The 26,759-nt window shown below is 67.6% G+C and carries 16 protein-coding genes; 7 read left to right on the top strand and 9 right to left on the bottom strand.

The features are described 5' to 3' along the window. Positions 1 to 270 precede the first annotated feature (270 nt). Entirely contained in the window at positions 271 to 3,432 is a 3,162-nt protein-coding gene (locus VPH47_RS03490; RefSeq protein ID WP_368850127.1) for an efflux RND transporter permease subunit, read from the bottom strand. Positions 3,433 to 3,436: 4 nt separating this feature from the next. Next, complete coding sequence (locus VPH47_RS03485) at positions 3,437 to 4,567, bottom strand: efflux RND transporter periplasmic adaptor subunit (RefSeq protein ID WP_153854476.1); 1,131 nt, start codon at positions 4,565 to 4,567, stop codon at positions 3,437 to 3,439. A gap of 119 nt (positions 4,568 to 4,686) precedes the next feature. On the opposite strand from VPH47_RS03485, the gene VPH47_RS03480 reads away from it, so the two are divergent. From VPH47_RS03480 to VPH47_RS03470, 3 genes are all read left to right on the top strand, one after another. Beyond that, positions 4,687 to 5,364, top strand: a complete 678-nt coding sequence (locus VPH47_RS03480; protein ID WP_110713580.1) for a TetR/AcrR family transcriptional regulator — start codon at positions 4,687 to 4,689, stop codon at positions 5,362 to 5,364. A 140-nt stretch (positions 5,365 to 5,504) separates the two neighbouring features. Then, on the top strand, positions 5,505 to 6,152 hold the full coding sequence (locus tag VPH47_RS03475; RefSeq protein ID WP_005414414.1) for a protein-L-isoaspartate O-methyltransferase: 648 nt from the start codon (positions 5,505 to 5,507) through the stop codon (positions 6,150 to 6,152). 16 nt (positions 6,153 to 6,168) lie between these two features. Continuing rightward, positions 6,169 to 7,527, top strand: a complete 1,359-nt coding sequence (locus VPH47_RS03470; RefSeq protein ID WP_263469149.1) for a TolC family outer membrane protein — start codon at positions 6,169 to 6,171, stop codon at positions 7,525 to 7,527. Between the two features lie 68 nt (positions 7,528 to 7,595). Here the strand turns inward: VPH47_RS03470 and VPH47_RS03465 are convergent, their stop codons facing one another. Next, positions 7,596 to 8,816 (bottom strand): amino acid transporter, encoded by a 1,221-nt coding sequence (locus tag VPH47_RS03465; RefSeq protein WP_368850126.1) that lies wholly within the window; start codon positions 8,814 to 8,816, stop codon positions 7,596 to 7,598. Positions 8,817 to 9,031: 215 nt separating this feature from the next. After that, positions 9,032 to 10,330: a lipid IV(A) 3-deoxy-D-manno-octulosonic acid transferase gene (waaA, locus tag VPH47_RS03460; RefSeq protein ID WP_110713584.1), complete on the bottom strand. Its 1,299-nt coding sequence runs from the start codon at positions 10,328 to 10,330 to the stop codon at positions 9,032 to 9,034. Positions 10,331 to 10,390: 60 nt separating this feature from the next. Here waaA and VPH47_RS03455 point away from each other — a divergent pair, with 60 nt between their 5' ends. Then, the gene (locus tag VPH47_RS03455; protein WP_110713586.1) at positions 10,391 to 11,308 is read left to right on the top strand and encodes an LpxL/LpxP family Kdo(2)-lipid IV(A) lauroyl/palmitoleoyl acyltransferase; all 918 of its coding nucleotides are present in this window, start codon (positions 10,391 to 10,393) and stop codon (positions 11,306 to 11,308) included. A gap of 100 nt (positions 11,309 to 11,408) precedes the next feature. On the opposite strand, the gene VPH47_RS03450 is transcribed toward VPH47_RS03455, so the two are convergent. Genes VPH47_RS03450 through VPH47_RS03440 form a run of 3 tightly spaced genes read right to left on the bottom strand, consistent with a single transcriptional unit; the run spans position 11,409 to position 14,049 of the window. Then, positions 11,409 to 12,740 carry an O-antigen ligase family protein gene (locus tag VPH47_RS03450; protein ID WP_368850125.1) on the bottom strand — a complete coding sequence of 444 codons (1,332 nt, stop codon included), beginning with the start codon at positions 12,738 to 12,740 and terminating at the stop codon, positions 11,409 to 11,411. Next, entirely contained in the window at positions 12,721 to 13,836 is a 1,116-nt protein-coding gene (locus VPH47_RS03445) for a glycosyltransferase (protein WP_368850124.1), read from the bottom strand. The genes VPH47_RS03450 and VPH47_RS03445 overlap by 20 nt, the downstream gene beginning before the upstream one ends. A 15-nt stretch (positions 13,837 to 13,851) precedes the next feature. Further along, positions 13,852 to 14,049 carry a zinc-finger domain-containing protein gene (locus VPH47_RS03440; protein ID WP_005410967.1) on the bottom strand — a complete coding sequence of 66 codons (198 nt, stop codon included), beginning with the start codon at positions 14,047 to 14,049 and terminating at the stop codon, positions 13,852 to 13,854. Between the two features lie 422 nt (positions 14,050 to 14,471). Here VPH47_RS03440 and VPH47_RS03435 point away from each other — a divergent pair, with 422 nt between their 5' ends. Further along, entirely contained in the window at positions 14,472 to 17,816 is a 3,345-nt protein-coding gene (locus VPH47_RS03435) for a GH92 family glycosyl hydrolase (RefSeq protein ID WP_368850123.1), read from the top strand. A gap of 481 nt (positions 17,817 to 18,297) precedes the next feature. On the opposite strand, the gene VPH47_RS03430 is transcribed toward VPH47_RS03435, so the two are convergent. Both VPH47_RS03430 and VPH47_RS03425 read right to left on the bottom strand, forming a co-directional pair. Then, the gene (locus tag VPH47_RS03430) at positions 18,298 to 20,589 is read right to left on the bottom strand and encodes an NADP-dependent malic enzyme (RefSeq protein WP_368850122.1); all 2,292 of its coding nucleotides are present in this window, start codon (positions 20,587 to 20,589) and stop codon (positions 18,298 to 18,300) included. A 230-nt stretch (positions 20,590 to 20,819) separates the two neighbouring features. Next, positions 20,820 to 22,163, bottom strand: coding sequence for a dicarboxylate/amino acid:cation symporter (locus VPH47_RS03425; RefSeq protein WP_110713592.1), 1,344 nt, complete (start codon positions 22,161 to 22,163; stop codon positions 20,820 to 20,822). 332 nt (positions 22,164 to 22,495) lie between these two features. On the opposite strand from VPH47_RS03425, the gene VPH47_RS03420 reads away from it, so the two are divergent. Together VPH47_RS03420 and VPH47_RS03415 are read left to right on the top strand one after the other, a co-directional pair. Continuing rightward, positions 22,496 to 23,665: an OprO/OprP family phosphate-selective porin gene (locus VPH47_RS03420; RefSeq protein WP_180847767.1), complete on the top strand. Its 1,170-nt coding sequence runs from the start codon at positions 22,496 to 22,498 to the stop codon at positions 23,663 to 23,665. 66 nt (positions 23,666 to 23,731) lie between these two features. Next, positions 23,732 to 26,374 (top strand): PAS-domain containing protein, encoded by a 2,643-nt coding sequence (locus tag VPH47_RS03415; protein ID WP_368850121.1) that lies wholly within the window; start codon positions 23,732 to 23,734, stop codon positions 26,372 to 26,374. Positions 26,375 to 26,759: the final 385 nt, after the last annotated feature.

The raw sequence follows: 26,759 nt of genomic DNA, 5'->3' as shown, positions 1-26,759 counted from the left end.
GTTGGCACCTACCAGGGCCAAGACCCGCGGCGGTAAATCCACGCCATGCGTGGATGCGTGCATCAGTGCCAACCAAGGTTGGCACCCATCAGGCACACCGCGGTAGATCCACGCCATGCGTGGATGCATGCATCAGTGCCAACCAAGGTTGGCACCCACCAGGCGCACCGCGGTTGATCCACGCCATGCGTGGATGTGCACAACGTGGATGGGGTCAGAGCCCATTCCCAGCGGGAAAGGGATCCGACCCCGGCCGCAGAAGCCGGGGCATCACGCCCCGGATTCGTCCGGCTTCACCCGGAACCATGCCGCGTACAACGCCGGCAGGAACACCAGGGTCAGCACCGTGCCCACGATCAGGCCACCCATGATCGAGATCGCCATCGAGCCATAGAACGCGCTGCGCGACAGCGGAATCATCGCCAGCACCGCCGCCAGCGCGGTCAGCACGATCGGGCGGAAACGGCGCACCGTGGCATCGATGATCGAATGCCAGCGGTCATGCCCGGCATCGATGTCCTGCTGGATCTGGTCGATCAGGATCACCGAGTTGCGCATGATCATGCCGGCCAGCGCGATCGTGCCCAGCAGCGCCACGAAGCCGAACGGCGCGCGGAACAGCAGCAGAAACAGGGTCGCACCGATGATGCCCAGCGGCGCGGTCACCAGCACCATCGCCGCACGCGAGAAGCTGCGCAGCTGCAGCATCAGCAGCGTGGCCACCACCACCAGGAACAGCGGCATGCCGGCCTTGATCGAGTTCTGGCCACGTGCCGAATCTTCCACGGTACCGCCGGTTTCCAGCAGGTAGCCGCTGGGCAGCTCGGCGCGGATGCCGTCGAGCGTCGGCAGGATCTGGTGCACCACGTCCAGCGGCTGCATGCCATCACTGATGTCGGCGCGCACGGTCACCGTCGGCAGGCGGTTGCGGTGCCAGATGATGCCGTCCTCGAAGCCGTACTCCATCGTCGCCACCTGCGACAGCGTGATGCTGCCGCCGTTGGCGGTCGGCATCGACAGGCTCGACAGCAGCTCCAGCTGGTTGCGTTCATCGGCCGGTCCACGCAGCAGCATCTCGATCTGGCGGTTGCCTTCGCGATACACACTCACCGACTGCCCGGCCAGCGAGCTGGACAGGAACTGGCTGACCTGGGCACTGCTCACGCCCAGCGCGCGGGCACGCTCCTGGTCGATCACCAGCCGCACCACCTTGCTCGGCTCGCTCCAGTCCAGGTTGACGTTCATCACGTGCGGGTTTTCACGCACCTTGGCCTCGACCTGGCGTGCGATCGCCTGCACCTTCTCGATGTGCTCGCCGGAGATGCGCATCTGCACCGGGTAACCGACCGGCGGACCATTCTCCAGGCGGGTCACGCGCATCTGCACGTCCGGGAACTTCGGGATCACCTCATGCAGCAGCCAGTCACGGGTGCTTTCGCGCGACTTGATGTCCTTGGCCAGCACCACGAACTGGGCGAAGTTGGTGGCCGGCAGCTGCTGGTCCAGCGGCAGGTAGAAGCGCGGCGAACCGGTGCCCACGTAGGACACATAGTTGGCGATGCCCTCGCGGTTGGACAGCAGCTTCTCCAGCTTCTCGGCCTGGGCCTGGGTCGAGCGCAGCGACGCGCCCTCGGCCAGCTCGATGTCCACCATCAGTTCCGGCCGGGTCGAATCCGGGAAGAACTGCTGCGGCACGAAGCGGAACATCATCAGCGAGAACACGAACAGGCCGATGGTCGCGGCGATCACCCACCAGCGATGACGCAGGCAGGCATCCAGGAAGCGGCGGAAGCTGCGGTAGAACGGGCGCTGGTACGGATCATGGTCGTGCCCGTGCTGTGGCGGTGCGATCAGGTTGGCCAGCGCCGGATAGCGGTCGGCCCACTGCTGGCGCTTGGCCAGCCAGCGCGCGGACAGGCTGCCCGGCTTCGGCGGCTGCGGATTGAAGAGGTCCGGCAGCATCTTGTCGCCCAGGTACGGGATGAACAGCACTGCGGCAATCCACGACACCACCAGTGCGATGGTCACCACCTGGAACAGCGAGCGGGTGTATTCACCGGTGCTCGATGCGGCCGTGGCGATCGGCAGGAAGCCGGCCGCCGTGATCAGGGTGCCGGTCAGCATCGGGAACGCGGTCGATTCCCAGGCGAAACTGGCCGCACGCAGGCGGTCGTAGCCCTGTTCCATCTTGGTGGCCATCATCTCCACCGCGATGATCGCATCGTCCACCAGCAGGCCCAGCGCCAGCACCAGCGCGCCCAGCGAGATCTTGTGCAGGCCGATGTCGAAGTAGTGCATGACGAAGAAGGTCATCGCCAGCACCAGCGGAATGGTCACGCCCACCACCAGGCCGGTGCGCAGGCCCAGCGAGAAGAAGCTGACCAGCAGCACGATCACCACCGCTTCGGTCAGCACCCGCACGAACTCGCCGACCGACTCCTCCACCGATTGCGGCTGGTCGGACACCTTGCGCAGCTGCATGCCGGCCGGCAGGGTCTTCTGCAGGCGTTCGAACTCGGCATCAAGGTTGGCGCCAAGCTTGAGAATGTCACCGCCGTCCTTCATTGCCACGGCCAGGCCGATCGCCTCCTCGCCCATGAAGCGCATCTTCGGCGACGCCGGGTCGGCGAAGCCGCGCTTGACCTCGGCGATGTCGCCCAGGTGCACGGTGCGGTCGCCAGCGCGGATCGGGAACTGGCGGATGGCGTCGATGTCATTGAACTGGCCGGTCACGCGCAGCTGCACGCGATCGGTGGCGGTCTCGAAGAAGCTGGTACCGGTGACCGCGTTCTGGTCGGCCAGTGCCTGCTGCACCTGCTGCATCGACACGCCCAGCGTGGCCAGGCGGGTGTTGGACAGCTCGATCCACACCTTCTCGTCCTGCAGGCCGACCAGGTCGATCTTGCCGACGTCGGGCACGCGCTGCAGCTCCAGCTGGATGCGGTCGGCGTAATCACGCATCACCGCGTAGTCGAAGCCCTTGCCGGTCAGCGCATAGATGTTGCCGTAGGTGTCGCCGAACTCATCGTTGAAGAACGGGCCGACGATCTCGCGCGGCAGCGTCGGCCGGATGTCGCCCACGCGCTTGCGCACCTGGTACCACAGATCCGGAATCTGCTTGGAGCGCAGGCTGTCGCGCGCCATGAAGATGACCTGCGATTCACCCGGGCGCGAATACGAGCGGATGAACTCGTACTCGCCGGTGTTCATCAGCGCCTTCTCGATCGGCTCGGTCACCTGCCGCGAGACCTGCTCGGCGGTAGCACCCGGCCACAGCGTACGCACCACCATCGCCTTGAAGGTGAACGGTGGATCCTCGGACTGGCCCAGATGCTTGTACGACCACGCGCCGATCAAGGCGAAGGCGAGCATCGCGAACAGCACCAGTGGACGATTGGCCAGCGCCCACTCGGAAAGATTGAAGCGGCGCACCGGCTTACTCCTTGGCCTTGGCGGCAGCGGCCGGCGCGGCCGGCTTCAGCACCGGGCGGTTCTGCCGATCCACGGCAATCACCGGCTGGCCGGCACGCAGCAGATGGCCACCCGCGGCGACCACCCAGTCGCCCGCGCCCACGCCGGACAGCACCGGCACCGTTTCGCTGCCGTAAGCCCCGGTGGTGATCGCTGCGGACTTCAGCGTGCTGTTGGCCGGATCGACCACCCATACGCTGGCGGCCCCATTGGCGCCACGCTGCAGCGCGCCCAACGGCAGCTGCAGGGTGCCGTGGCGACCGGCACTGCTGTAGACGCGCGCGCTCTGGCCCAGTTCGACATCGGCCAGTGCATCGGCGGCCAGACTGACCCGGGTCGCATAGGTACGCGCCTGCGGATCGGCGGCGGCAGCGATCTCGCGGATCGTGCCCGGCAGCCGCTGGCCCGGGCGGTTCCACAGCTCCACCTCGACCGGCTGGCCGACTGCGTAGTCGCGGATGGTGGCCTCGGGCAGGTCGATCAACACTTCGCGCCCGCCATCGGCAGCCAGGTTGAAGATGGTCTGGCCGGCGGACACCACCTGCCCGGCTTCGGCCTCGCGGCTGGCGATCACGCCGTCGGCCGGTGCGCGCAGCTGTGCGTAGTCGGCCTGGTTGCGCAGCACATCGAGGTTGGCGCGGGCGGCGTTGGCCTGGCCCTGCGCGGCCTTGAACGCCGCGGACTGCTGGTCCAGCTGCGAGCGGCTGACCAGTTGCTGGTCGGCCAGCACCTGGTAACGCTTGAGGTCATCGCGCGCACGCACCAGATCAGCTTCCGCCGCAGCCAGCTGCGCCTGCGAGGCGCGGGCCTGCAGCGCGAAGTCGGCCACGTCCAGCTCGGCCAGCACGTCGCCCTTCTTCACCCGTTGGCCGGCATCGACGTGGCGCTTGACCAGGTTGCCGCCAACGCGGAACGACAACGGGCTTTCCTGGCGTGCACGCACCGTGCCCGGGAACGCCGCAGGCGTCTGCCCGGCCTGCTCGCCCGGGTGAACCACCAGCACCGGCACGGCGGCCTGAGGCGCCTGTTCCTGTCCCGAACAGGCTGCCAGCGCAGCCACCCACACCATACCGCCCATCCAGCGCACGATCTTCATCGGTCAACGTCCTGAAAACGCAGGGTTGCAACTAAGGGGGGAGCCGCGACTGCCGGCCCAATTTAATAAACCGGCCGGTATAGTATAAATATCGAACCGCTTGGTCTAGTATTGTTGCGATGAGTTCTCCCACTTCCCGAAAGCCGTCGGCCAAGCCCGCTGCCAAGGCCGCCGGACCCGGGCGCCCCAAGGACCTCGGCAAGCGCGCGGCGATCCTTGAAGCAGCCAAGGCACTGTTCATCGAACAGGGCTATACCGGCGTGAGCATGGACGCCATCGCCGCTCAGGCCGGCGTCTCGAAGCTGACCGTGTACAGCCACTTCGGCGACAAGGAGACCCTGTTCTCCGAGGCCGTGCAGTCCAAATGCATTGAAATGCTGCCCGATGCCCTGTTCGTGGCCGACGCGGACGGTCCGCTGCGCGACCAGCTGATCGGCATCGGCCTGGCCTTCTTCGAGCTGATCACCTCCGATGCGGCGATCTCGATCCAGCGCATGATGATGGCGCCGGAGACCGATGAGCGCCTGCGCGAGCTGTTCTGGCAGGCCGGCCCGGAGCGTACCTGCGAGGCCCTGGCCGACTTCCTGCGCGCCCGCGGCGAACGCGGCGAGCTGGAGATCCCCGACTATTACCTGGCCGGCCAGCAGTTCCTGACCCTGGTCAAGGGTGAAGTGCACATGCATATGATGTGCGGCATGCCACTGTCACCGGTGGAGTGCGACCCTCTCACCCACGTGACCGCCAGCATCGACTTCTTCCTGCGCGCCTATGCGCCGCGAGGGGCCGGAACCGGCTGAAACGGCAAACCTGAATGAACCGGAGGTCGCGATGACTTCCGGCACTGCGACCCCGGCCACCCTGCAGCTGATGCTCTGGGCGCGCCGCCGGCCTCCGGCACCGGTAAAATGGCCGGCCCACTGCGCTGGATTTGAACCTCATGACGATTGATTACGCCCACGCCCGCGAACTGATGGTGGAACAGCAGATCCGTCCCTGGGACGTGCTGGACATCAAGGTGCTCGACGTCCTGGCCCGCCTGCCGCGCGAGGCCTTTGTCGCCGACGCGCACCGGGCACTGGCCTACGCCGATGTCGAACTGCCGATCGGCCATGGCCAGAAGATGATGAAGCCGGTCATCGAGGGCCGTACCCTGCAGGCACTGGATCTGCAGCCGGGTGACGAAGTGCTGGAAATCGGCACCGGCAGCGGCTTCCTGTCGGCCTGCATCGGCGCGCTGGCGCGCGACGTGCTGAGCCTGGAGATCGACCCGGAACTGGCCGCCGCCGCGCGTGCCCGCCTGGACGCCTCCGGCCTGGGCACCAACGTCCGCGTGGAAGTGGCCGATGCCCTGTCCTGGCAGACCGAACGCCGCTTTGACGTGATCTGTGTCACTGGTGCGGTCGACGTGGTGCCGTCACAGTTCGCCTCGTGGCTGCGTCCGGGTGGTCGCCTGTTCGTGATCCACGGCCGCTCGCCGGCGATGGAGGCCCTGCTGGTCAAGGCCGACGGCAGCACCGAGTCCCTGTTCGAGACCGATATCGATTACCTGCGTGGTGCCGCCCCGGCCCCCCAGTTCCACCTCTGAGTCCAAGGAAGCCGCAATGATCCGCCGATCCCTCGCTGTTGCGCTGGCCACTGCCCTGCTGCCGTTGTCCGCCCATGCCGCCGACCTGCTGCAGGTCTACGAAATGGCGCGCAACGGCGATCCGCAGCTGTCCGCCGCCGAATCGACCCGGCTGGTCGACAAGGAAGGCGCCGTGCAGGCGCGCGCCGCCCTGCTGCCGCAGATCGACGGCACGGCCACGCTGAACCGCACGCGCAGCGAAGCCGACCATGATGCCAACTCCGGCACGATCACCAGCAAGCGCCGCAACTACACGATCAATGGCAGCCAGACGCTGTTCAACTGGACCCAGATCAACAACCTGCGCTCGCAGCGCGAACTGAGCAAGGCCGCGGACTTCACCCTCGATTCGGCCAACGACAGCCTGATCGTGCGTACCTCGGCGGCCTACTTCAACGTGCTGGTGGCAATCGAATCGCTGAACGCCGCGCAGACCAATGAAGCAGCCGCGAAGAAGCAGTTCGACTTCGCCGACAAGCGCCTGGAAGTGGGCCTGGCGCCGATCACCGACGTGCACGAAGCGCGCGCCCAGTACGACCAGGCGCGTGCCAACACCATCGTTGCGCAGAACACCCTGGCCGATAACTACCAGGCCCTGACCGAACTGACCGGCCAGCCGGTGGTCAACCTGCGTGGCCTGCCGGCCGACTTCCGCCCGGAAGTGCCGGCCAACCGCGGCAACATCGACGAACTGGTGCATCAGGCCACCAACCAGAATCCGGCGCTGAAGGCGCAGGAACTGAAGGTCAGTGCCGCCGAAGCCAGCGTGCAGGCTGCCCGTGGCGGCCATTACCCGACCCTGTCGCTGGGCGGCAGCTGGGGCAAGAGCGCGACCTGGGGTGACAGCACCGGCGCCGGTTCGCTGTCGCCGGATGCACGCACCAACAGCATCGGCCTGACCCTGAGCGTGCCGATCTTCTCCGGCGGTGCCACCCAGTCCGGCGTGCGCCAGGCGCTGGCCCAGCGTGACATCGCCCAGGACGGCTACGAGCAGCAGAAGCGTGCCCTCGACCGCAACACCCGCAATGCCTACCAGACCCTGGTGCAGGGCATCAGCGAAGTGGAAGCCCGCCGCCTGGCGGTGGTCTCGGCGCAGAGCGCGTACGACGCCTCGCAGGTCGGCCTGGAAGTCGGTACCCGCACCGTGCTGGACGTGATCCAGAACCAGCGCATCCTGTTCTCGGCGCAGCTGGACTACGCCCAGGCCCGCTACACCTTCCTGCAGAACCGCCTGCTGCTGAGCCAGTCGCTGGGTGCGCTGGACGTGGCCGAGCTGCAGGACGTCAACCGCCTGCTGACCCAGGACGCGGGCAACCCGGCAACGACCACGCACTGAGTCGTCGCCCTGCCGGCAATGAAGAAGCCACCCGCGAGGGTGGCTTTTTTGTTGCCTTTGCACGGCCGTCAGCCAGGCCAGGCGCGCATCCGCTCCACTGCGGCCAACAGGCACAGTATGGCGGCCATGGGCGCAAGCACCGGCAGGACGCGCGAGGGTGGCACCTGCACGTGAAGCACGGCCAGGCACAAGGCCGCCATCACCAGCAGGGTGGCCGGACCCGGCAGCACCGGCAGCGCACCGATGGGTGCCAGCAGCGCCAGCAGTGCCGCCGACAGGACCACCGCGACCCACGTCAGTCGCGCCTGGAAGCCGGGCGCTGCAGGGCCGGCCGCAGACCGCAGCTGCGTCGCCAGGCGCGCGGCCAACATCATCAGTACCAGCAGCAGCGCCGCCAACCCGGCCGCGCCGGCCAGTGGCAGCAACGGCATCATCCAGTGCAGCTGCGGGTGCAGCTGCAGCGCCACCGACAACGGTCGCGTGCTGGCCAATGCCGGGAACTCCACCAGGCCCGCCTGCAACGCAGCAAGTACGATCAACAGCAGCATGGCCAACAGCAGCATCCCCGCCAGCAGCAGCGGCTGTCGTGCCCTCGCCTGCCGGCCCATGCCGGGAAATCCCAGCGCAAGGCCGACGCTGGCGAACACGCCAAGCAGCGGCACGCTCGCCGCCAGTACCCCACCCAGCCCGTAGCGATACGGCGCCGTGGCTTCCGGCAACCATGGAATCCAAAGTGCGTAGTGCACGTAACGGGCTGCCAGTGCCAGCAGCAGCAGGCCAATGCCGATCTTCACCGTCAGCAGCGCACAGACAATCAATGCGACGTGACGTGGCGGCAGCAGCCCGACCATGCCAAGCAGCCATAGACCGGTGGCGGCCAGCAGCTGAACCGGCATCCCGTTTCCGGCCTCGATACCGCAGTGGGCCAGCAGCACCTGCAGGTGGCCGGCGATGGACTGCGCCACGCCCGCACTGGTCACCACCAGTTCCAGCAGCAGCACGCCGCTGAGTACGCCCGCTCCCACCCTGCCCCAGCTGGCCTGCAGCACGCCATGCAGGCCCCCGTCGGCGGGTCGCTGCTGGTTCAGGACATGCAGGCAATACAGCACCGGCGCAGTACCCAGCGCGGCCAATACCAGGCTCAGTACGATGGCCGGTCCCGCCCGCGCGGCGGTGTGCTGGCCGACCAGGGCGATCACGCTGCCCCCCAGCAGCAGCGCCAGTGCCAGCGCCGCGACATGATCCATGCCAAGGCAGGCATCCCGGTCGCGGCCGTTGTCGCTGTCCATCGCAAGTCCCCTTGATATCCGCCCAAGTTCGGTCGACAGCAGGCTGGCAGCCTGCGCCGAGGGGCGGTATCAGAAACCGTACCGGGGGCGCTGCGATGTGATCGAAGACACGATGAAAGGCCCGTACCCGGTCCTGCTGCGACAGGATTCCGATCGCTAAGCAGAATTGATGCAGTCGATCACGTCAGTCGACGCGCCGGCTGCCGGCGCCCGTCTCAGCTGCGCGGTGGCGGCAGATGCGGCGCGACCAGCGCCAGCGTGCGCTGCAGGGCGCCGCGGCCATTGCTCACCAGCGTGCAGCCAGCGCGCGCCATGTCTTCGCGTGCCTGTGCATCGTCGAGCAGGTGCTGCAACAGGTCACCGACCGCCTGCACGTCCTCACCGATCAGCAGTGCACCCGCCTCACGCATGCGGCGCGAGATCTCGGCGAAGTTGTGCAGGTGCGGGCCGGTCACGGCAGCGGTGCCCATCGCTGCCGGTTCCAGCAGGTTGTGGCCACCGATCGGCTGCAGGCTGCCGCCGACAAAGGCGACCTGGGCACAGGCGTAGAACGGCATCAGTTCACCGAGGGTGTCGATGACGAACACGTCGGTGCCCGCTTCCGGCCACTGCTTCGCGCGCCGGGTGGCCACGTTCCAGCCCTGCTCGCGCGCCAGCGCCTCCACCTTCGGGAAGCGCTCGGGATGCCGCGGCGCCCACAGCAGCAGCAGGTCGGGATGCTGCTGGCGCAGGCGGCGGTGCAGGTCGACCACTGCCTGTTCTTCGCCATCGTGGGTACTGGCGGCGATCCACACCGGACGCCCGGCTGGCACCCGGGCATGAAACTGCTCGACGAAGCCCTGCACCTCCGGCGTGGTGATGTCGAACTTCAGGTTGCCCAGCGCCTGCACCTGCTCCGGGGCAGCGCCGAGCTGCACGAAGCGGTCCGCATCGTCCTGCGACTGCGCGGCCACGCAGGTGACGGTGCGCAGAGCGCGCCGGATCAGCGCCGCCAGCAGCCGGTAGCCGCGCAGCGAACGTGCCGACAGGCGCGCATTGAGGATGTAGACCGGAATCCCACGGTCACGGCAGCCGAACAGCATGTTCGGCCACAGCTCGGTTTCCAGGATCAGTGCCAGGCTGGGCCGGAAATGGCCGAGGAAGCGGTTGACGCTGCCCGGCACGTCGTACGGCAGGTAGACGTGGTCCAGCGCATCGCCCCACAGCGCGCGCACGCGCTCCGAACCGGTCGGGGTGATGGTGGTGATCACCCAGCGGATGTCCGGGCGCTGCTCGCGCAGGGCGTTCACCAGTGGTGCGGCGGCATTGACCTCGCCCACCGACACCGCGTGCAGCCAGACCCGTGGCTGGCCGGTCGGCTGTGGATAGGAGGCGTAGCGCTCGTCCCAGCGCCGGAAATACTCGCGAACCCGGAAGCCGCGCCAGACCAGGTGGTACACGGTGATCGGCAGCAGGATGTAGAGCACAGCCGAGTACAGGCCGCGCAGGATCCATTCGACAGGGTCTTTACGCATGCGGCAAGGATACGGGAGCCCCCCGGGAAAGACACGCGGCCGCCTTGGTAGAATGGCCCCATGTCAGATGCCTCCACCGCCGTCCGCCCGTCGCTGCGCGATCCGCGCAACTGGCCGATGTTCGCCGCCATGTTCGGCGCCTTCGCCATCGCCCGCCTGCCGTGGATGCTGCAGCGCGCGCTGGGCCGGGGCGTCGGCTGGATCACCTGGCGCCTGCTCGGCAGCCGCCGCCGCGCCGCCGAGGTCAACCTGCAACTGTGCTTCCCCGAGAAGGACGAAGCCTGGCGCCAGCGCCTGGTGCGCGACAGCTTCGATGCTCTGGGCGTGGGCGTGTTCGAGTGCATCCGCGCCTGGTGGGGCAGCATCGACAGCATCCGCCCGCAGGTGCGGATCGAAGGCCTGGAACACCTGCGGCAGATGCAGGCCGAAGGACGTGGCGTGCTGCTGGTCTCCGGCCACTTCATGACCCTGGAGATGTGCGGCCGCCTGCTGTGCGACTACGTCGACCTGTCCGGCATGTACCGCAAGCACAAGAACCCGGTGTACGAGTGGGCGGTGAAGTTCGGCCGCCTGCGCTATGCCAAGGCGATGTTCGCCAACGAGGACATCCGCGCCACCGTGCGCCACCTGAAGAAGGGCGGCTTCCTCTGGTATGCGCCGGACCAGGACATGCGTGGCAAGGACACCGTGTTCGTGCCGTTCTTCGGCCACACTGCTTCCACCATCACCGCCACCCACCAGCTGGCGCGGATGACCGGTTGCGCGGTGATCCCCTATTTCCACCGCCGCGAAGGTGGGAAGTACATCCTGAAGATTGGTGCACCGCTGGAGAATTTCCCCAGCGAGGATGTGGAAGCCGATACCACGCGGGTCAACCAGGCCATCGAAGAGATGGTGCGCGAGGCGCCCGACCAGTACCTGTGGATCCACCGCCGTTTCAAGCGCCAGCCCGGCGGCCGGAGCGATTTCTACAAATAACCGGATGCGGTGGAAGGGCCGGCATGCTCGTGGTAGTCGCCAACCTTGGTTGGCGCCGATGAACCGAGGCCGGTCCCGGGGAGCCAACCAAGGTTGGCAGCTACTGCATCGGCGGGGAATCGTCTGCGTCGCGGGCCAGCAGGCTGCCGGCGAACAGGGCCGCCAGCAGCACGGTCAGACCACCCCAGAACGCGGAATAGAACGCCAGGTGCGTGTTGAGCGGGAACACCGTGACTGCCAGCGCCAGCATCGCCGGGCGGGCGCGGTCACGCGCGGCCGGCGGTGCATAGCGCCATGCCCGCCAGGCCTGGGCGACCGCCGCCAGCCACAGCAGCAGGCCGAGCACACCGGTCTCCGCCAGGATTTCCAGCACGATCTGATGGGCGTGCAATGCCGGCGCACTGCCCCACACCGCCGGGTCTTCATCGGCCACGCAGGCCGGATAGGCATCGCGGAAGCCACGCGCGCCGACACCGTTGATCGGGTGCTCCTCGATCATGCAGACAGCCGCTTCCCAGATCCTCGCACGGCCGGACAGCGCCTCGTCGACACCACGGTCGCCGCCCTCCCAGGCCATCGCCGTACGTGCGAAGCGCTCACGCAGCTGCGGCACGCTGGCGGTCAGCACGCCAGCTCCGAGAACGGCCACCAGTGCCAGCACCGCCAACCGCTTCCAGCCGAACTGGCGCACGCCGCTGTAGGCCAGCACCAGTGCGAAGGTGATCCACGAGGCGCGCGAGCCGGCCAGCAGCAGCACACTTCCCAGCGTGGCGGCCGCCAGCAGCCAGCCCGGATTACCGAAGCGGCGCGCCACCGGCAGCAACAGGAACGGCGACAGGCTGGCCAGAACCTGGCCGAATTTCAGGTTGCACGGCCCCAGGGCGCCACTGAGCCGGTCGGCCAATGCGGCCTCATCTGCCGGGCACAGTGCACGACCGCTCACCGCAAGCTTCAGGTGTTCCAGCGACCAGAACCAAGGGCTGGTACCCGCTGCCGCCTGCACCAGCGCATCCAGCGTCCACGCAGCGGTGATCAACGCAAGGCCACCGAAGGTCAGGCGTCGCCGTTCCGGCGTGGCCACCGCGATCGCCACCAGCCACATGAAGGGCAGGTAGCGCAGACCCGCAGCAGCCTTGGTCCAGGACGCCGCCGGATCAATGGCATCGATGGCCGAGAACGCCTGCGGCAGCCAGTAGCCGAGGAACAGGATCGAGGTCAGTGCCCAGGCTGCCGTGCTCAGCAGATGCGGGCGGCGCTGCAGCCGGCGCATGACCATGCGCGCGGCGGCGTACAGCGCGCCAAGCCCGAGCACGGTTTCAGCGATGCCCGGCAGCGGCCACAGCGCCACGTACGCCAGCACCCACCAGGGCGCCCAGCGCCCGGCGCGGTCGTCGCGCAGGATGACGGCGGGATCAGCCGGCGAGATCGGCATAGAGGCGGAGGGTATCGCGCTGCATGGCCTGCAGGGTAAACGGGATGCGGGTCGGCAACGACGGTGGCTGCGCCAGCAGGGCCAGCGCACGTTCACCCAGCGCGCGTGCATCACCGAGCGGCACCGCGCCGCTGGGTTGCAGCTGCCGAAGCAGTTCGCCGACGCCACCATGGTCCCAGCCCAGCACCGGGCGGCCGACCGACAGCGCCTCGACCACGGTGCGGCCGAACGCTTCGGGCTTGTCCGACAACTGCAGCACCAGGTCGCTGGCCGCATAGGCCTGGGCGATGCGCGCGGTCGGCGTGCTGATCTGCACGGCATCGGTCACGCCCAAAGCAACGGCCTGCCGGCGCAGGTCGGCCACGTAGGCTTCACGGCCCGGCTCATCGGTGCCCAGCATCCACAGCTGTGCCGGCACGCCGGCGGCACGCACATCCGCCAGCAGCTGCAATGCGTGTGCGTGGCCCTTCAGCCGGGTGCCACGCCCCGGCAGCAGCAGCAGCGGGCCTTCAACGTGCGCCAGCCATGGGTAATCGGCCGCAAGCGCCAGCCGCGGACGGCGATCGGCACGCGCCACGCGTGGGAACTGGCCGACATCGACGCCACGCGGAATCACCTGCAGGGTCGCCTCGGGAACGGTCGGGTAATGCCGCTGCACGTAGTCGCGTACGGTATTGGACACGCAGATCACGCGTTCACCGCTGGTCATCACCGCGCTGTAGCGGCTGGGCGAGTTCAACCCGTGCACGGTAGTCACCCAATGCGGGCGCTGCGCGGCGGGCATCGCGCGGATCGCGTACAGGCCCAGCCAGGCTGGCAGCCGCGAACGGGCATGCACGATGTCGGCGCCAACCTCGGCGAACAGGCGGCGCAGGGTCGGCAGGTGGCGCAGGGTCAGCAGCGACTTGCGGCCGATGTCGAGCGTGAGATGCTCGGCACCGCTGTCGAGCAGTGGCTGCACCAGGCGGCCACCGGCAGAGACCACCAGCGCACGATGGCCGGCGGCGACCAGGGCCGCAGCAATTTCCAGGGTCGAGCGCTCGACACCGCCGGAGTGCAGCGCCGGCAGCAACTGCACCACGGTCAATCGGCGCATCGAAGGGGCGGCCGCTTAGTCGGCCAGCACGAACACGGAACCGCAGTACGGGCACTGCGCTTCGCCGTTGGGCTCGTCTTCGATCGGCAGGTACACGCGCGGATGCGAGTTCCACAGCGCCATTTCCGGGGTCGGGCAGCTCAGCGGCAGATCGCTGCGGTGCACGGTGTAGCGCTTCTCGGCGTTGGCGGGCGCGGTGGCGGTATGGCTCATGGCGGATGTCGATGAACGGGTTGCGAGGCCTGTGATTCTAGCATCCGGGCCGCCTCGACATTGCGCCGCAACAGGCCTTTGCGTGCCGCCGGGCGCTTCCTCGCAGCGATGCACGGCAGATCCAAGGCCGGGCACGGGCGGAAATTCTCCCATCGATCCTGCAGGTTCACCCCGAAAACCTCTCGACCACGATATTTCCCGCATTTGGATCGAACTAAATGGCACTTGTCAGGCCGCTGTGGCTGTTGCAGGATCGGGCCAGGTCGCAGCCCGACCTGCCCAATCCGACCCGATCGCATGGCCCGCCCCCACCGGACCAGCATCGCCTCTTCCACTGCCATCCAGGCGGGCGGAGCGATGCTGCCCGTGGTGTCTGCCGATGCGGGTTCTGCCCGCCGCCTGCCCTCCCGGGAGACCCTTGCATGACCCTGTCCGATCCACGCCGCGCCCTGCTTCCGCTCGCCCTGGCCCTTGCCTGTGCGACCACTGCGATGCCGGTACTGGCACAGGGTCTGCAGACCTCGTTCGAACCGGGCCAGCCGGCTCCGGCACCGGCCACAGGCGCATTGCAGGTCACGATCGGCAACGGCCCCGCGGCGCCCTACGCCGCCAAGCGCAATGCCGGCTACAGCGGCCTGCACGCACTGCGCTACAGCAGCGAAGGCGGCAGCGCGCGGCGCGAGCTGTTCAAGGCGGACATGACCATCGAGGCCGATACCACCCTGTCGTGGCTGGTGCTGCCGGAGATCGTCGGCAAGGACACCGTGGCCTCGACCTATGTGTCACTGGACCTGCTGCTGGACGATGGCAGTCGGGTTTCGGCCGGCACTGCACGCGACCAGCACGGCGTAGCCATCGGCGCACGCGCGCAGGGCGACTCGAAGACGCTGTACCCACAGCAATGGGCACGCAAGGCGGTGCGGCTGGGCGATGTGCCCGCGCTGAAGGGCCGCCGTGTGGTGGCGATCGAACTGGAGGTGGCCAGTGCCGACGGCGCACCGGTCTCCGGCTGGATTGATGACGTGCGCCTGGACACAGTGCCACGTCAGCAGCCAGCGCGCGTCTCCGACTGGGTGCTGACCACCCGCGGCACCCAGGCCAACGGCACCTTCTCGCGCGGCAACAATTTCCCGGCCACGGCGGTGCCGCACGGGTTCAACTTCTGGACCCCGGTCACCGATGCCGGTGCGCTGAACTGGCTGTACCGCTGGAACGAGCAGAACGACGCGCAGAACCGCCCGCAGCTGCAGGCGCTTGCGCTGAGCCATCAGCCCAGCCCGTGGATGGGCGACCGCCAGACCTTCCAGGTGATGCCCTCGGCCAGTCGTGGTGTGCCGGAGGCCGACCGCCGCAAGCGCGCGCTGTCGTTCGACCGCAGCCATGAAAGCGCGCGCCCGTATCGCTACGACGTTCGCTTCGACAACGGCATCGCGGCCGCCATCGCGCCGACCGATCATGCCGCGCTGTTCCGCTTTGATTTCCCCGAGGGCGGCGACGCCAACCTGCTGTTCGACAATGTCGATGCACGCGGTGGCCTGACCCTGGACGCTGCCACGCAGACACTGTCCGGCTACACCGATACGCGCAGCGGGCTGTCCAATGGCGCCAGCCGCATGTACGTGGCAGCCAGCTTCGACAGGCCGTGGCACAGCAGCGGGCGCATCGGCACCGGCCGACCGACCGGCTACATCAAGTTCGATGCCGGCAGCGACCGGCGGGTGACCATGCGCATCGCCACCTCGCTGATCTCGGTGGAACAGGCACGGCACAACCTCGCCCTGGAAATCGCCGCAGCCGATACGCTGGAAAGCGTGGCCGGCCGTGCGCAGGATGCATGGGACGCGCGCCTGGGCCGCTTCGACATCGGCGATGCCAGCGACGACCAGAAGACCACGCTGTATTCCAGCCTGTACCGGCTGTTCCTGTACCCCAATTCCGGCCACGAGAACGTGGGCAGCGCCGCCGCACCGGAGTGGCGCTACGCCAACCAGGCCAGCGCCAGCGATGACAACACCGAGGGCAGCGCGACCCGCAGCTACGCCGCCGTGCGCGACGGCAAGGTATTCGTCAACAACGGCTTCTGGGACACCTTCCGCACCACCTGGCCGGCCTATGCGCTGTTCACTCCGGAGGATGCCGGGCAGCTGGTACAGGGCTTCATCGAGCAGTACCGTGCCGGCGGCTGGATCGCGCGCTGGTCGTCGCCGGGCTACGCCGACCTGATGGTCGGCACCAGCTCTGACGTGGCGTTCGCCGATGCCTGGCTGAAGGGCATCGGCGGTTTCGATCCGGCCGAGGCCTATGCCGCCGCGCTGAAGAACGCGACCGTGGTACCACCCGACCGCCATGTCGGCCGCAAGGGCATGGACCGTTCGACCTTCCGGGGCTACGCCAGCGCCGACGTGCATGAGGGCATGTCGTGGACGATGGAAGGCGCACTCAATGACTTCGGCATCGCCAACATGGCCGATGCCCTGGCCAAGCGCGCGACCGCACCTGCCGCACGCGAGCGCTACAGCACCGAGGCCGACTACTTCCGCCACCGCGCCGCCAGCTACGCGACGATGTTCGACCCTGCCGCCGGCTTCTTCCAGGGCCGCAAGGCCGATGGCCGCTGGCGCGTGGACGCCAAGGACTACGATCCGCGCGTGTGGGGCCACGATTACACCGAATCCAACGGCTGGACCTTCGCCTTCACCGCCGCCCATGACGGCGAAGGCCTGGCCGCGCTGTACGGTGGCCGCGAAAAGCTGGCGGCGAAGCTGGATACCTTCTTCGCCACGCCGGAAACCGCGGATCCGGCACTTGCGGGCTCCTACGGCGGCACCATCCACGAGATGACCGAAGCACGCGACGTGCGCATGGGCATGTACGCGCACAGCAACCAGCCTGCGCACCACATCCCGTGGATGTACCTGTATGCCGGGCAGCCGTGGAAAACCCAGCAGCACGTGCGCGAGATCCTGTCGCGGCTGTACGTCGGCAGCGAGATCGGCCAGGGCTATCCGGGCGATGAGGACAACGGCGAAACCTCGGCATGGTACGTGCTGGCGTCGCTGGGCCTGTACCCGCTGCGCATGGGCGCCCCGGAGTACGTGATCGGCTCGCCGGCATTCGAGCATGCACGGGTGGAGCTGCAGGGTGGCGCGGTGCTGACCGTGAACGCGGCCAACAACTCGCGCGAGAACGTCTACGTGCAGTCGCTGAAGATCAACGGTACGCCGTGGACAAAGACCTGGGTGCCGCACGACCTGATCGCCAAGGGCGCGACCCTCGACTTCGTGATGGGACCCCGTCCCTCGCGCTGGGGCAGCGGCGTGGACGATGTGCCGCGCTCGTTGACCGCGCGCGGCCAGCGCCCGCAACTGCTGCACGACCTGCTCGGCAGCGGCGCGAAGGCAATGCTGGCCGATGGCCGTGCCCTGCCCGCACTGGTCGATGACGATGCGAGCACCACCGTGGGTCTGGGCGGCGGCGCAACCATCGCGCTGACCGGACTGAGCGACGGCACGCCGACGATGTACACGCTCACCAGCGGTGACGGCCGCATCCAGGGCGGTGAGTGGACGTTGGAGGCACGCAACGGCGGCGGCAGCTGGACCGTGCTCGACCAGCGCAGCGGCGAAGACTTCGCGTCTGCCCGCCAGACCCGTCCGTTCCGCATCGCCAAACCCGGCCGCTACAGCGAATACCGACTGCGCCTGGTCGCACCGGGCCGGATGCCGCTGGCGGAGATCGAGCTGCTGGCGCCGAGCACGGCGCAGTAAGCCGCGTGCACGATGGGCACGGATGCCCGACGTGCCGTGGCAGCTGGCGGCCTCAGCGCGACCGCACGAAACCGGCGTAGAGCGCGAACAGCTGCTGGAAGTACCGCCGGGTCACTCGATTGCGCATGACACTTTCGCCGATGGGGAGGTGGTCGGGCCCAGGGTGGGAAGGCCGGTCCGGTCCCTTCCCACGGCCGGGCCGCGTGGGCGTATTGGGCCGCAATGGCGTTGCAGGGAAATGACCGGGTTGCGTAGCGCGTGTGGCACAGACCGGGGTAGAGCCGGCCGCTGGCCGGCTGTCGCGGCGTGTCCGAGCCCGGTTGCAGTTGCCCTACGGTAGAGCCGGCCGCTGGCCGGCTGTCGTCGTACCTCGACATCATTGTGGTTGCCGGCCAGCGGCCGGCTCTACCCGTTTCCGCTTCGCGGAAACAGAAACGCGCCCCATGGGGCGCGTTTCTGCAGCTGTCGCTGGAAAGAAGGCTTACGCCTTCTTTTCCGCTTCCAGCTGTTTCCTGATCTGCGCATCGACCGCAGCGATCGCGGTCATGTTCAGGATCCGGCGCGAGGTCGCGCTGGTGGTCAGGATGTGCACCGGCTTGTTCACGCCCATCAGGATCGGGCCGATCGCCACGCCGTCGGTGAACACACGCACCAGGTTGTAGGCGATGTTGGCCGCTTCCAGGTTCGGCAGCACGAACAGGTTGGCACGGCCCTGCAGGGTCGAGCCCGGCAGCAGCTTCTGGCGCAGCGCTTCGTCCCATGCGGTGTCGCCCTGCATTTCGCCGTCCACGTTCAGACGCGGGTTGCGCTTGAGCAGCAGCTCGCGCACCTGGCGCATTTTCAGCGCGTCCTTGGAATCGTGGCTGCCGAAGTTGGAGTGCGACAGCAGCGCCACCTTCGGCTCGATGCCGAACAGCTTCATGCGGTAGGCCGCCTGCAGGGTCGCTTCGCACAGCTGCTCGGCCGTCGGGTCTTCCTGCACATGGGTGTCGACGAAGAAGAACACGCCCTGCTGGTTGATCACGCCGGTCATCGCCGAAGTCGAGGTGACCTTCGGCTCCAGCGGCAGCACGCTGCGCACGTAACCCAGCTTCTTGTGGAAGCGGCCGACAATGCCGGTCAGCATCGCATCGGCTTCGCCACGCGCCACCATCACCGCCGCGATCAGGGTCGGGCGCGAACGCATCAGGTTCTTCGCTGCGGCCACGGTCACGCCACGACGGCCAGTCAGGCCGTGGTAGTACTGCCAGTACTCGTTGAAGCGCGGGTCGTCGTTGATGTTGGTGACTTCAACGTTCTCGCCGATCTTCAGGCGCAGGCCGAGGCGCTCGATGCGCGATTCGATCACTTCCGGGCGGCCGATCAGGATCGGGTGCGCCAGGCCGTCATCGACCACGTTCTGCACCGCCTGCAGCACCACTTCCTCTTCGCCCTCGGCATACACCACGCGCTGCTTGTCGCTGCGCGCGCGGTCGTAGACCGGCTTCATCATCAGGCTGGTGCGGTAGACGAACTGGGCCAGCTTGTCGCGGTAGGCGCCCATGTCGTCGATCGGGCGCGAGGCCACGCCCGAATCCATCGCGGCCTGGGCCACGGCGGCCGACAGCTCCACCAGCAGGCGGCGGTCGAACGGACGCGGGATCAGGTACTCACGGCCGAAGCTCGGGGTCTCGCCGCCGTAGGCGGAGCCCATGTCGGTGGCGGCACGGCGGGCCAGCGCGGCAATGGCGCGCACGCAGGCGATCTTCATTTCCTCGTTGATCGCGGTGGCACCCACGTCCAGCGCACCGCGGAACAGGTACGGGAAGCACAGCACGTTGTTGACCTGGTTCGGGTAGTCCGAACGGCCGGTGCCGATGATCGCGTCCGGGCGCGCCGCACGCGCTACTTCCGGCATGATTTCCGGGGTCGGGTTGGCCAGCGCGAAGATCACCGGATCCGGCGCCATGGTCTTGACCATCTCGGCGGTCAGGATGCCCGGTGCCGACAGGCCCAGGAAAATATCCGCGCCGTCGACGATCTCGGCCAGGGTGCGCTTGTCGGTGTCGCGCGCATAGCGCTGCTTTTCCGGGTCCAGGTCGGTACGACCGGTGTGGATCACGCCCTCGCGGTCGAAGGCCAGGATGTTCTCCGGCTTCAGGCCCAGCTGCACCAGCATGTTCACGCAGGAAATGCCGGCTGCGCCCATGCCCGTGGTCGCCAGCTTCACGTCCTCGATCTTCTTGCCGGTGATCGCCATCGCGTTGAGCACGGCCGCGCCGACGATGATCGCCGTGCCGTGCTGGTCGTCATGGAACACCGGGATCTTCATGCGCTCGCGCAGCTTGCGCTCGACCACGAAGCATTCCGGCGCCTTGATGTCTTCCAGGTTGATGCCGCCGAAGGTCGGCTCCAGCGAGGCGATGATGTCGACCAGCTTGTCCGGGTCGGTTTCGTCCACTTCGATGTCGAACACATCGATGCCGGCGAACTTCTGGAACAGCACGCCCTTGCCTTCCATCACCGGCTTGCCGGCCAGCGCGCCGATGTTGCCCAGGCCCAGCACCGCGGTGCCGTTGGAGATCACCGCCACCAGGTTGCCGCGGGCGGTCAGCTCGCTGGCCTGCTGCGGGTCGGCCTTGATCGCTTCACAGGCGTACGCCACGCCCGGCGAATACGCCAGCGACAGGTCGCGCTGGGTCAGCATGGGCTTGGTAGCGGAAACCTTGATCTTTCCCGGCGGGGACATCCGGTGGTAATCGAGGGCGGCCTGTTTGAAATCTTCGTTGGACATCGATGTGGGTTACATGAATGGGCAGAAGGGACAGGGGATGATACCCCCGTTGGAGCGTCTGGACCTGTCGCTATCCTGTCGCAAGCATGCTGCGACCGCACAATTCCGTGCCGTATGCGACGGTACCGCGAGACCAGCTTCGGCGCTCCCCATGACAGCCATGGGTCGCCTTGAAACGCCGCGGGGCCGTACCACTGTCGTGATCGGCCCCGCGGTACCACACACCTGGATCAGCCCTTGGCCGGCAGCGCCTCGGGCAGCGCATCGACCGGCGGCGGCAGTTCGCTCTCGCGGCCATCCAGCGCCAGCTGCAGGCGGTTGCGGTCCAGTGCGCCTTCCCAGCGCGAGACCACCACGGTAGCGACCGCATTGCCGATGAAGTTGGTCAACGAGCGGCATTCGCTCATGAAGCGGTCCACGCCCAGGATCAGCGCCATGCCGGCCACCGGCACTTCCGGCACCACGGCCAGGGTGGCGGCCAGGGTGATGAAGCCGGCACCGGTGACGCCGGCCGCGCCCTTGGAGCTGAGCATGGCAACCAGCAGCAGGGCGATCTGGTGGCCCAGGGTCAGTTCGGTGTTGGTGGCCTGGGCGATGAACAGCGCGGCCAGGGTCATGTAGATGTTGGTGCCGTCCAGGTTGAACGAGTAGCCGGTCGGAACCACCAGGCCCACCACCGACTTGCTGCAGCCGGCACGTTCCATCTTCTCCATCAGCGACGGCAGCGCCGACTCCGACGACGACGTGCCCAGCACCAGCAGCAGTTCGGCCTTCAGGTAGCGTGCCAGCTTGAACACCGAGAACCCGCACAGGCGGCAGACCACACCCAGGATCACCGCCACGAACAGGAACGCGGTGAGGTAGAACGAGCCCACCAGCCAGGCCAGGTTGACCAGCGAACCGACGCCATACTTGCCGATGGTGAAGGCGATCGCGCCGAAGGCACCAATCGGGGCAGCCTTCATCAGGATGTGCACCAGCTTGAACACCGGGGCGACCAGCGCCTCCAGGAAGTTCAGGATCGGCTTGCCCTTCTCGCCCACCGATGCCAGCGCGATGCCGAACAGCACCGCGATGAACAGCACCTGCAGGATGTTGCCGTCGACGAAGGCGCTCACCAGCGTCTTCGGAATGATGTCCATCAGGAAGCCGACCAGGGTCAGGTCGTGCGACTTCTCGACGTAGCTGTGCACCGCGGTCTGGTCCAGCTCTGCCGGGTTGATGTTCATGCCGGCGCCGGGCTGCACCACGTGCGCCACGACCATGCCGACGATCAGCGCCAGCGTGGAGAAGAACAGGAAGTACGCCATCGCCTTGGCGAACACGCGGCCCACCGTGCGCAGGTGGGTCATGCTGGCGATGCCGGTGACGATGGTCAGGAAGATCACCGGCGCGATGATCATCTTCACCAGGTTGATGAAGGCATCGCCGAGCGGTTTCATCTTCTCGCCAACCAGCGGCTCGTAGTGGCCGAGGATGGCGCCCAGGACGATCGCCACGATCACCTGGAAGTACAGCTGACGATAAATCGGCAACGGCTTTGCAGGCGCCGGGGCTGCGGTCGGGATGTGCATGGCGTACTCCGGAAGGGGCGTTTTCAGGCACGTACGGCCCCAGGACAGCGCGGGAACCGTTACCGTGGAAACTGCTCGCAGGCCCTGTGCAGCACGCGCAGGGGGTGCGACCAATGGACGCCTTTGTACGCGCCGGGCACGCCGGCGCAGATAACCTATTGGTACTAGCCCCCCGGTTCAGGTGGCCACGGTGCCTACACTGGCGCCGCACCGCCCGATCCTGGGGAGGCCGGTGGCCCGAGCTGAACGGCCGGGCGCGTCTTTGCGAAAGTTCCGGCCCTTGCGGCCGTTGTTGTCCTGTCCACACGCAATCTGAGAGAGCCGCACCCAACATGCGCCCGATTCCCACCTTGCTGGCCCTGTCGCTGGCCGCCCTTCCCGCCTTCGCCTCGGCTGCCGATTTCGACAACTGGCCGACCAAGTACACCTTCGGCGATGGCACCGAACTGGCGGCCACCGCCAACATCGCCTACGACTACAACGACTTCTCTTCAGCCAGTGGCCTCGAGGACGACGATGCCGTGCGCCGCAAGGAATTCGGCGCGACGCTGAAGAAGAAGGGCGTCTACGATGCAATGGTCTACTACGACTTCCAGGCTGACACCTGGCTGGACGTGTTCGTGCGCTTCGAGAGCAAGGCGTTCTTCGGCCGCGACGTCGGCCGTTTCCGCTTCGGCTACATGAAGACCCCGGTCGGCCTGGATGCGAATACCTCTTCGCGTGCCGGCAGCTTCCTTGAAACCTCCTTGCCGGTGCAGGCCTTCTACGAAGGCCGCCGTACCGGTGTGGAATGGGTGCTGGAGCGTCCGCAGTACCTGCTGCAGGCCGGCGCCTATGGCGGCAAGGACCTGCAGGGCGACAACCCCGGCACCACCCAGGCCGTGCGTGCGGTATGGACGCCGGTGAAGGCACCGGGTGATGTGATCCACCTGGGCCTGGCCTACTCGCAGGAAAACCCGCGTGGCTACAGCGATGGCCGCGACGTGCACCACGAGGCCAGCGCCCGCCTGCGCGCGCGCCCGGAAGCCGGCCTGACCGACATCCGCTACGTCGATTCCGGCGCGCTGGTCACTGCCGACCAGATCCGTCGCACCGGTCTGGAAGGCATCTGGATCCGCGGCCCGTTCTCGCTGCAGGCCGAAGCGCTGCGCGCCACGGTCACCCGCCATGACGGCAAGCCCGACTACACCGGCAGCGGCCAGTACGCGATGGCCAGCTGGGTGCTGACCGGCGAATCGCGCCCGTACAACGCCGGCGCGGTGGCCAACATCAAGCCGGCGCACAACTACGGTGCGGTGGAACTGGTGGCCCGCTACAGCCGCCTGGATCTCGATGACGGCGACATCCTCGGTGGCCGCCAGCACGACCTCACCCTGGGTGCGAACTGGTACCTGACCAGCCACTTCAAGTTCCAGGCCAACTACGTGAAGGTCGACGCCAGCCGTCGTGGCGTGCACAGCACGCCGGAGATCTTCGAGCTGCGCGCGCAGATGCACTTCTGACCCCTTCCACGTCAGACCCCGGCGGGCGTGCACGCCACGCCCGCCGGCCCTGCGTAGACTGCCGCCATGTACTGGCTCAGCCGACATCGGATGCTGTTGCTGACCCTGCTGGTGATGGTCGGCGGTACCGCGCTGTGCGCGGTCGCCGCAGGCCACTACGCCTGGCGCCGCGCGCTCGGCGAGGAAAGCAGCCAGGTGCAGCGCCAGCTGCAGCTGTACGGCCAGGGCCTGCAGCAGCGCATCGACCGCTTCGGTACGTTGCCGCAGGTGCTGGCGCTTGACCCGGACCTTCTGCACGCACTGCGCGTGCCGCCCTCCCCTGTTGAACGGCAGCGGCTGAACCTCAAGCTGCAACGCGCCAACGAAGTCACCCGCACTTCCACCCTGACCCTGGTCGGTCACGATGGCGTGGCGGTGGCGGCGAGCAACTGGGACCAGCCGACCACCAATGTCGGCGAGAACTACAGCTACCGCCCCTACTACCGCCAGGCGCTGGCGCAGGGCCGCGGCCGCTTCTACGGCATCGGCATGACCACCGGCGTTCCCGGCTATTACCTGTCGCAGGCCATCGAGGAAGACGGCAAGCGGCTCGGCGTGGTGGTGATCAAGGTCGAGCTGTCGGCACTGGAGCAGGAGTGGCTGAGCAGCCCGGATGTGGTGCTCGCCAGTGACGACCACGATGTGGTGTTCCTGGCCAACCGTGACAGCTGGCGCTACCGCCTGCTGCGCCCACTGGGCGCCGATGAGCGCCGCGAAATGCTGGACGCCCGCCAGTACGCCGACCGCACCCTGCAGCCACTGCGCGCACGCACCGAGGATGTACTGGCCGACGGCGGCCGCATGGTACGCCTGCTGGATCCGGCGTTGCCGCAGCCGATGCTGTGGCAAAGCCTGCCGCTGCCCGCTGAGGGCTGGAACCTGCACCTGCTGCACGACGCCAGTGCGGCCACCACTGCCGGCCGTGCGGCCGCACTTACCGGCGGTGCCGCGTGGCTGGCGCTGGGCTTCCTGGTGCTGTTCGTACAGCAGCGCCGGCGCCTGGCCAAGCATCGCCTGCGCAGCCGCCGCGAGCTGGAAACCCTGCTCAAGCAGCATGCACAGGAACTGCGCACCGCGCAGGATGGCCTGCTGCAGGCCGCTACCGATGCCGACAGCGGCCTCAGCCGCAGCCTCGAACACCTGCCGCAGGGCGTGGTGGTGATCGACCGCGAACTGCGTCTGGTCGCGTGGAATTCGCGCTACCTGGAGCTGTTCCGCTTCCCGGTGGACCTGGTACGCGTGGGCCGGCCGATCGAAGAACTGTTCCGCTTCAACGCACGCCGTGGCCTGCTCGGTCCCGGCCCGGTGGACGAGGCCATCGAGCGCCGCCTGAACCACCTGCGCAGCGGTCGCCCGCACATGCGCGAGAGTGAGAAGGACGACGGTACGGTGCTGGAAATCCGCGGCAATCCCCTGCCCGATGGTGGCTTCGTCACCAGCTACGCCGACATCACCAGCTACAAGAACGCCGCGCGCGAACTGCGCTCGCTGGCCGATGCACTGGAACACCGCATCGCCGAGCGCACCCACGATCTGGACGAAGCACGCCGCGAAGCCGAACAGGCCAACCGCTACAAGACCCGTTTCGTCGCCTCTGCGGTGCACGACCTGCTGCAACCGCTCAATGCCGCGCGCATGTTCGTCTCGGTGCTGCGCGGCAAGCTGAGCGACCCGGCGCAGCAGCTGACCAGCGATCACATCGACGCTGCACTTGCCGCGCAGGATGCGATCCTCAACAGCCTGCTGGACATTGCGCGGCTGGAATCGGGCAGCCTTCCCACCCGCGTGCAGGCGTTCCGGCTGGGGCCGCTGCTGCAGACGCTGGCGCGCGAGTTCGGCATCGCCGCGCACTCACGCGGCCTGATGGTCGACTGGGTTGATACCAATGCCGTAGTGGTCAGCGATGAAGCGCTGCTGCGCCGCATCCTGCAGAATTTCCTGTCCAATGCACTGCGCTACAGCGAGCGCGGCCGCGTGCTGCTCGGCTGCCGTCGCCGCGAAGGCATGCTGTGGATCGAAGTGCACGACCAGGGTCCCGGCATTCCCGATGCGCTGCAGGGCGAAATCTTCGAGGAATTCCGCCGCCTGCACGACGGCCAGCAGCGCGGTGCCGGCCTCGGCCTGGCGATCGTCGACCGTATCGGTCGCCTGCTCGGCCACCCGATCCGGCTGCGCTCGCAGCTTGGCCAGGGCAGCGTGTTCGCAGTGGGTGTGCCGATCGGCGACGCCAGCGCGATTCCCGCCACGGCACCCGCGCCCGTGCTGGTGCAGGAACCGGCGGCGGACAATCCGCTGCGTGGGCGCCGGGTGTGGGTGATCGACGACGATCCGCACGTCTGCGCAGCCAGCCGCGCGTTGCTGGAGCGCTGGGGCTGCGAGGTGGTGCTGGCTGACGGCCCGCAGGCAGCGCTGCAGTTGGCCACGACGGCAACCGTGCCGGAGCTGGTGCTGCTGGATGTGCGCATGGGTGACCACCATGGCCCGGTGCTGTACGAGACATTGGCAGAGCTGTGGCAGGCCCGTCCGCCGGTGGTGCTGGTCACTGCCGAGCGCGATGCGGGGTTGCGTGAGATGGCCGCCGAGCGTGGCTGGGGAATGATGGCCAAGCCGGTGAAGCCGCCGGCGCTGCGGGCGCTGATGAGTCAGTTGCTGGTGCGGCATCGCGGGTGATTCCAGCCAACGGCGCAGCCCCTCGTGGGTGGGGTTGTTTGGTGCGCTGAAAGCAAAAGCTGCGAGTGGGTCGGTCGGGTTGGGTGCGCGGGGGACGCCGTGAATCCGTCCCTGGAGGCTTGGCAGCCGCATCCATGCGGCTGACACCCCCGCGAACCCAACCCGACCGGCCTCTGACAGATTTCGGTGGCCTGCCACCCACGGAGAAGAAAAAGAAGATCAAAAGCGGATCGCGCGCTGCGCTTGCTCGTGTAAAGGCGAGCCCATGCTCGGCTTCGCGGACCGGCCGCAAAGCAGCCGAGCGTGGGCTCGGCTCTACAAAAGGTAGCCTGCCAGGCTGCCTTTGCTTTTGATCTTCTTTTCTCTTCCGTGGATGGATGCGCAC

Origin of the sequence: Stenotrophomonas sp. WED208, from assembly GCF_040984485.1 — a bacterium.
GTDB classification, from domain to species: Bacteria; Pseudomonadota; Gammaproteobacteria; order Xanthomonadales; family Xanthomonadaceae; genus Stenotrophomonas; species Stenotrophomonas riyadhensis.
The sequence above is the reverse complement of the archived record's forward strand: the minus strand, read 5'-3'. Positions and strand labels throughout refer to the sequence as shown.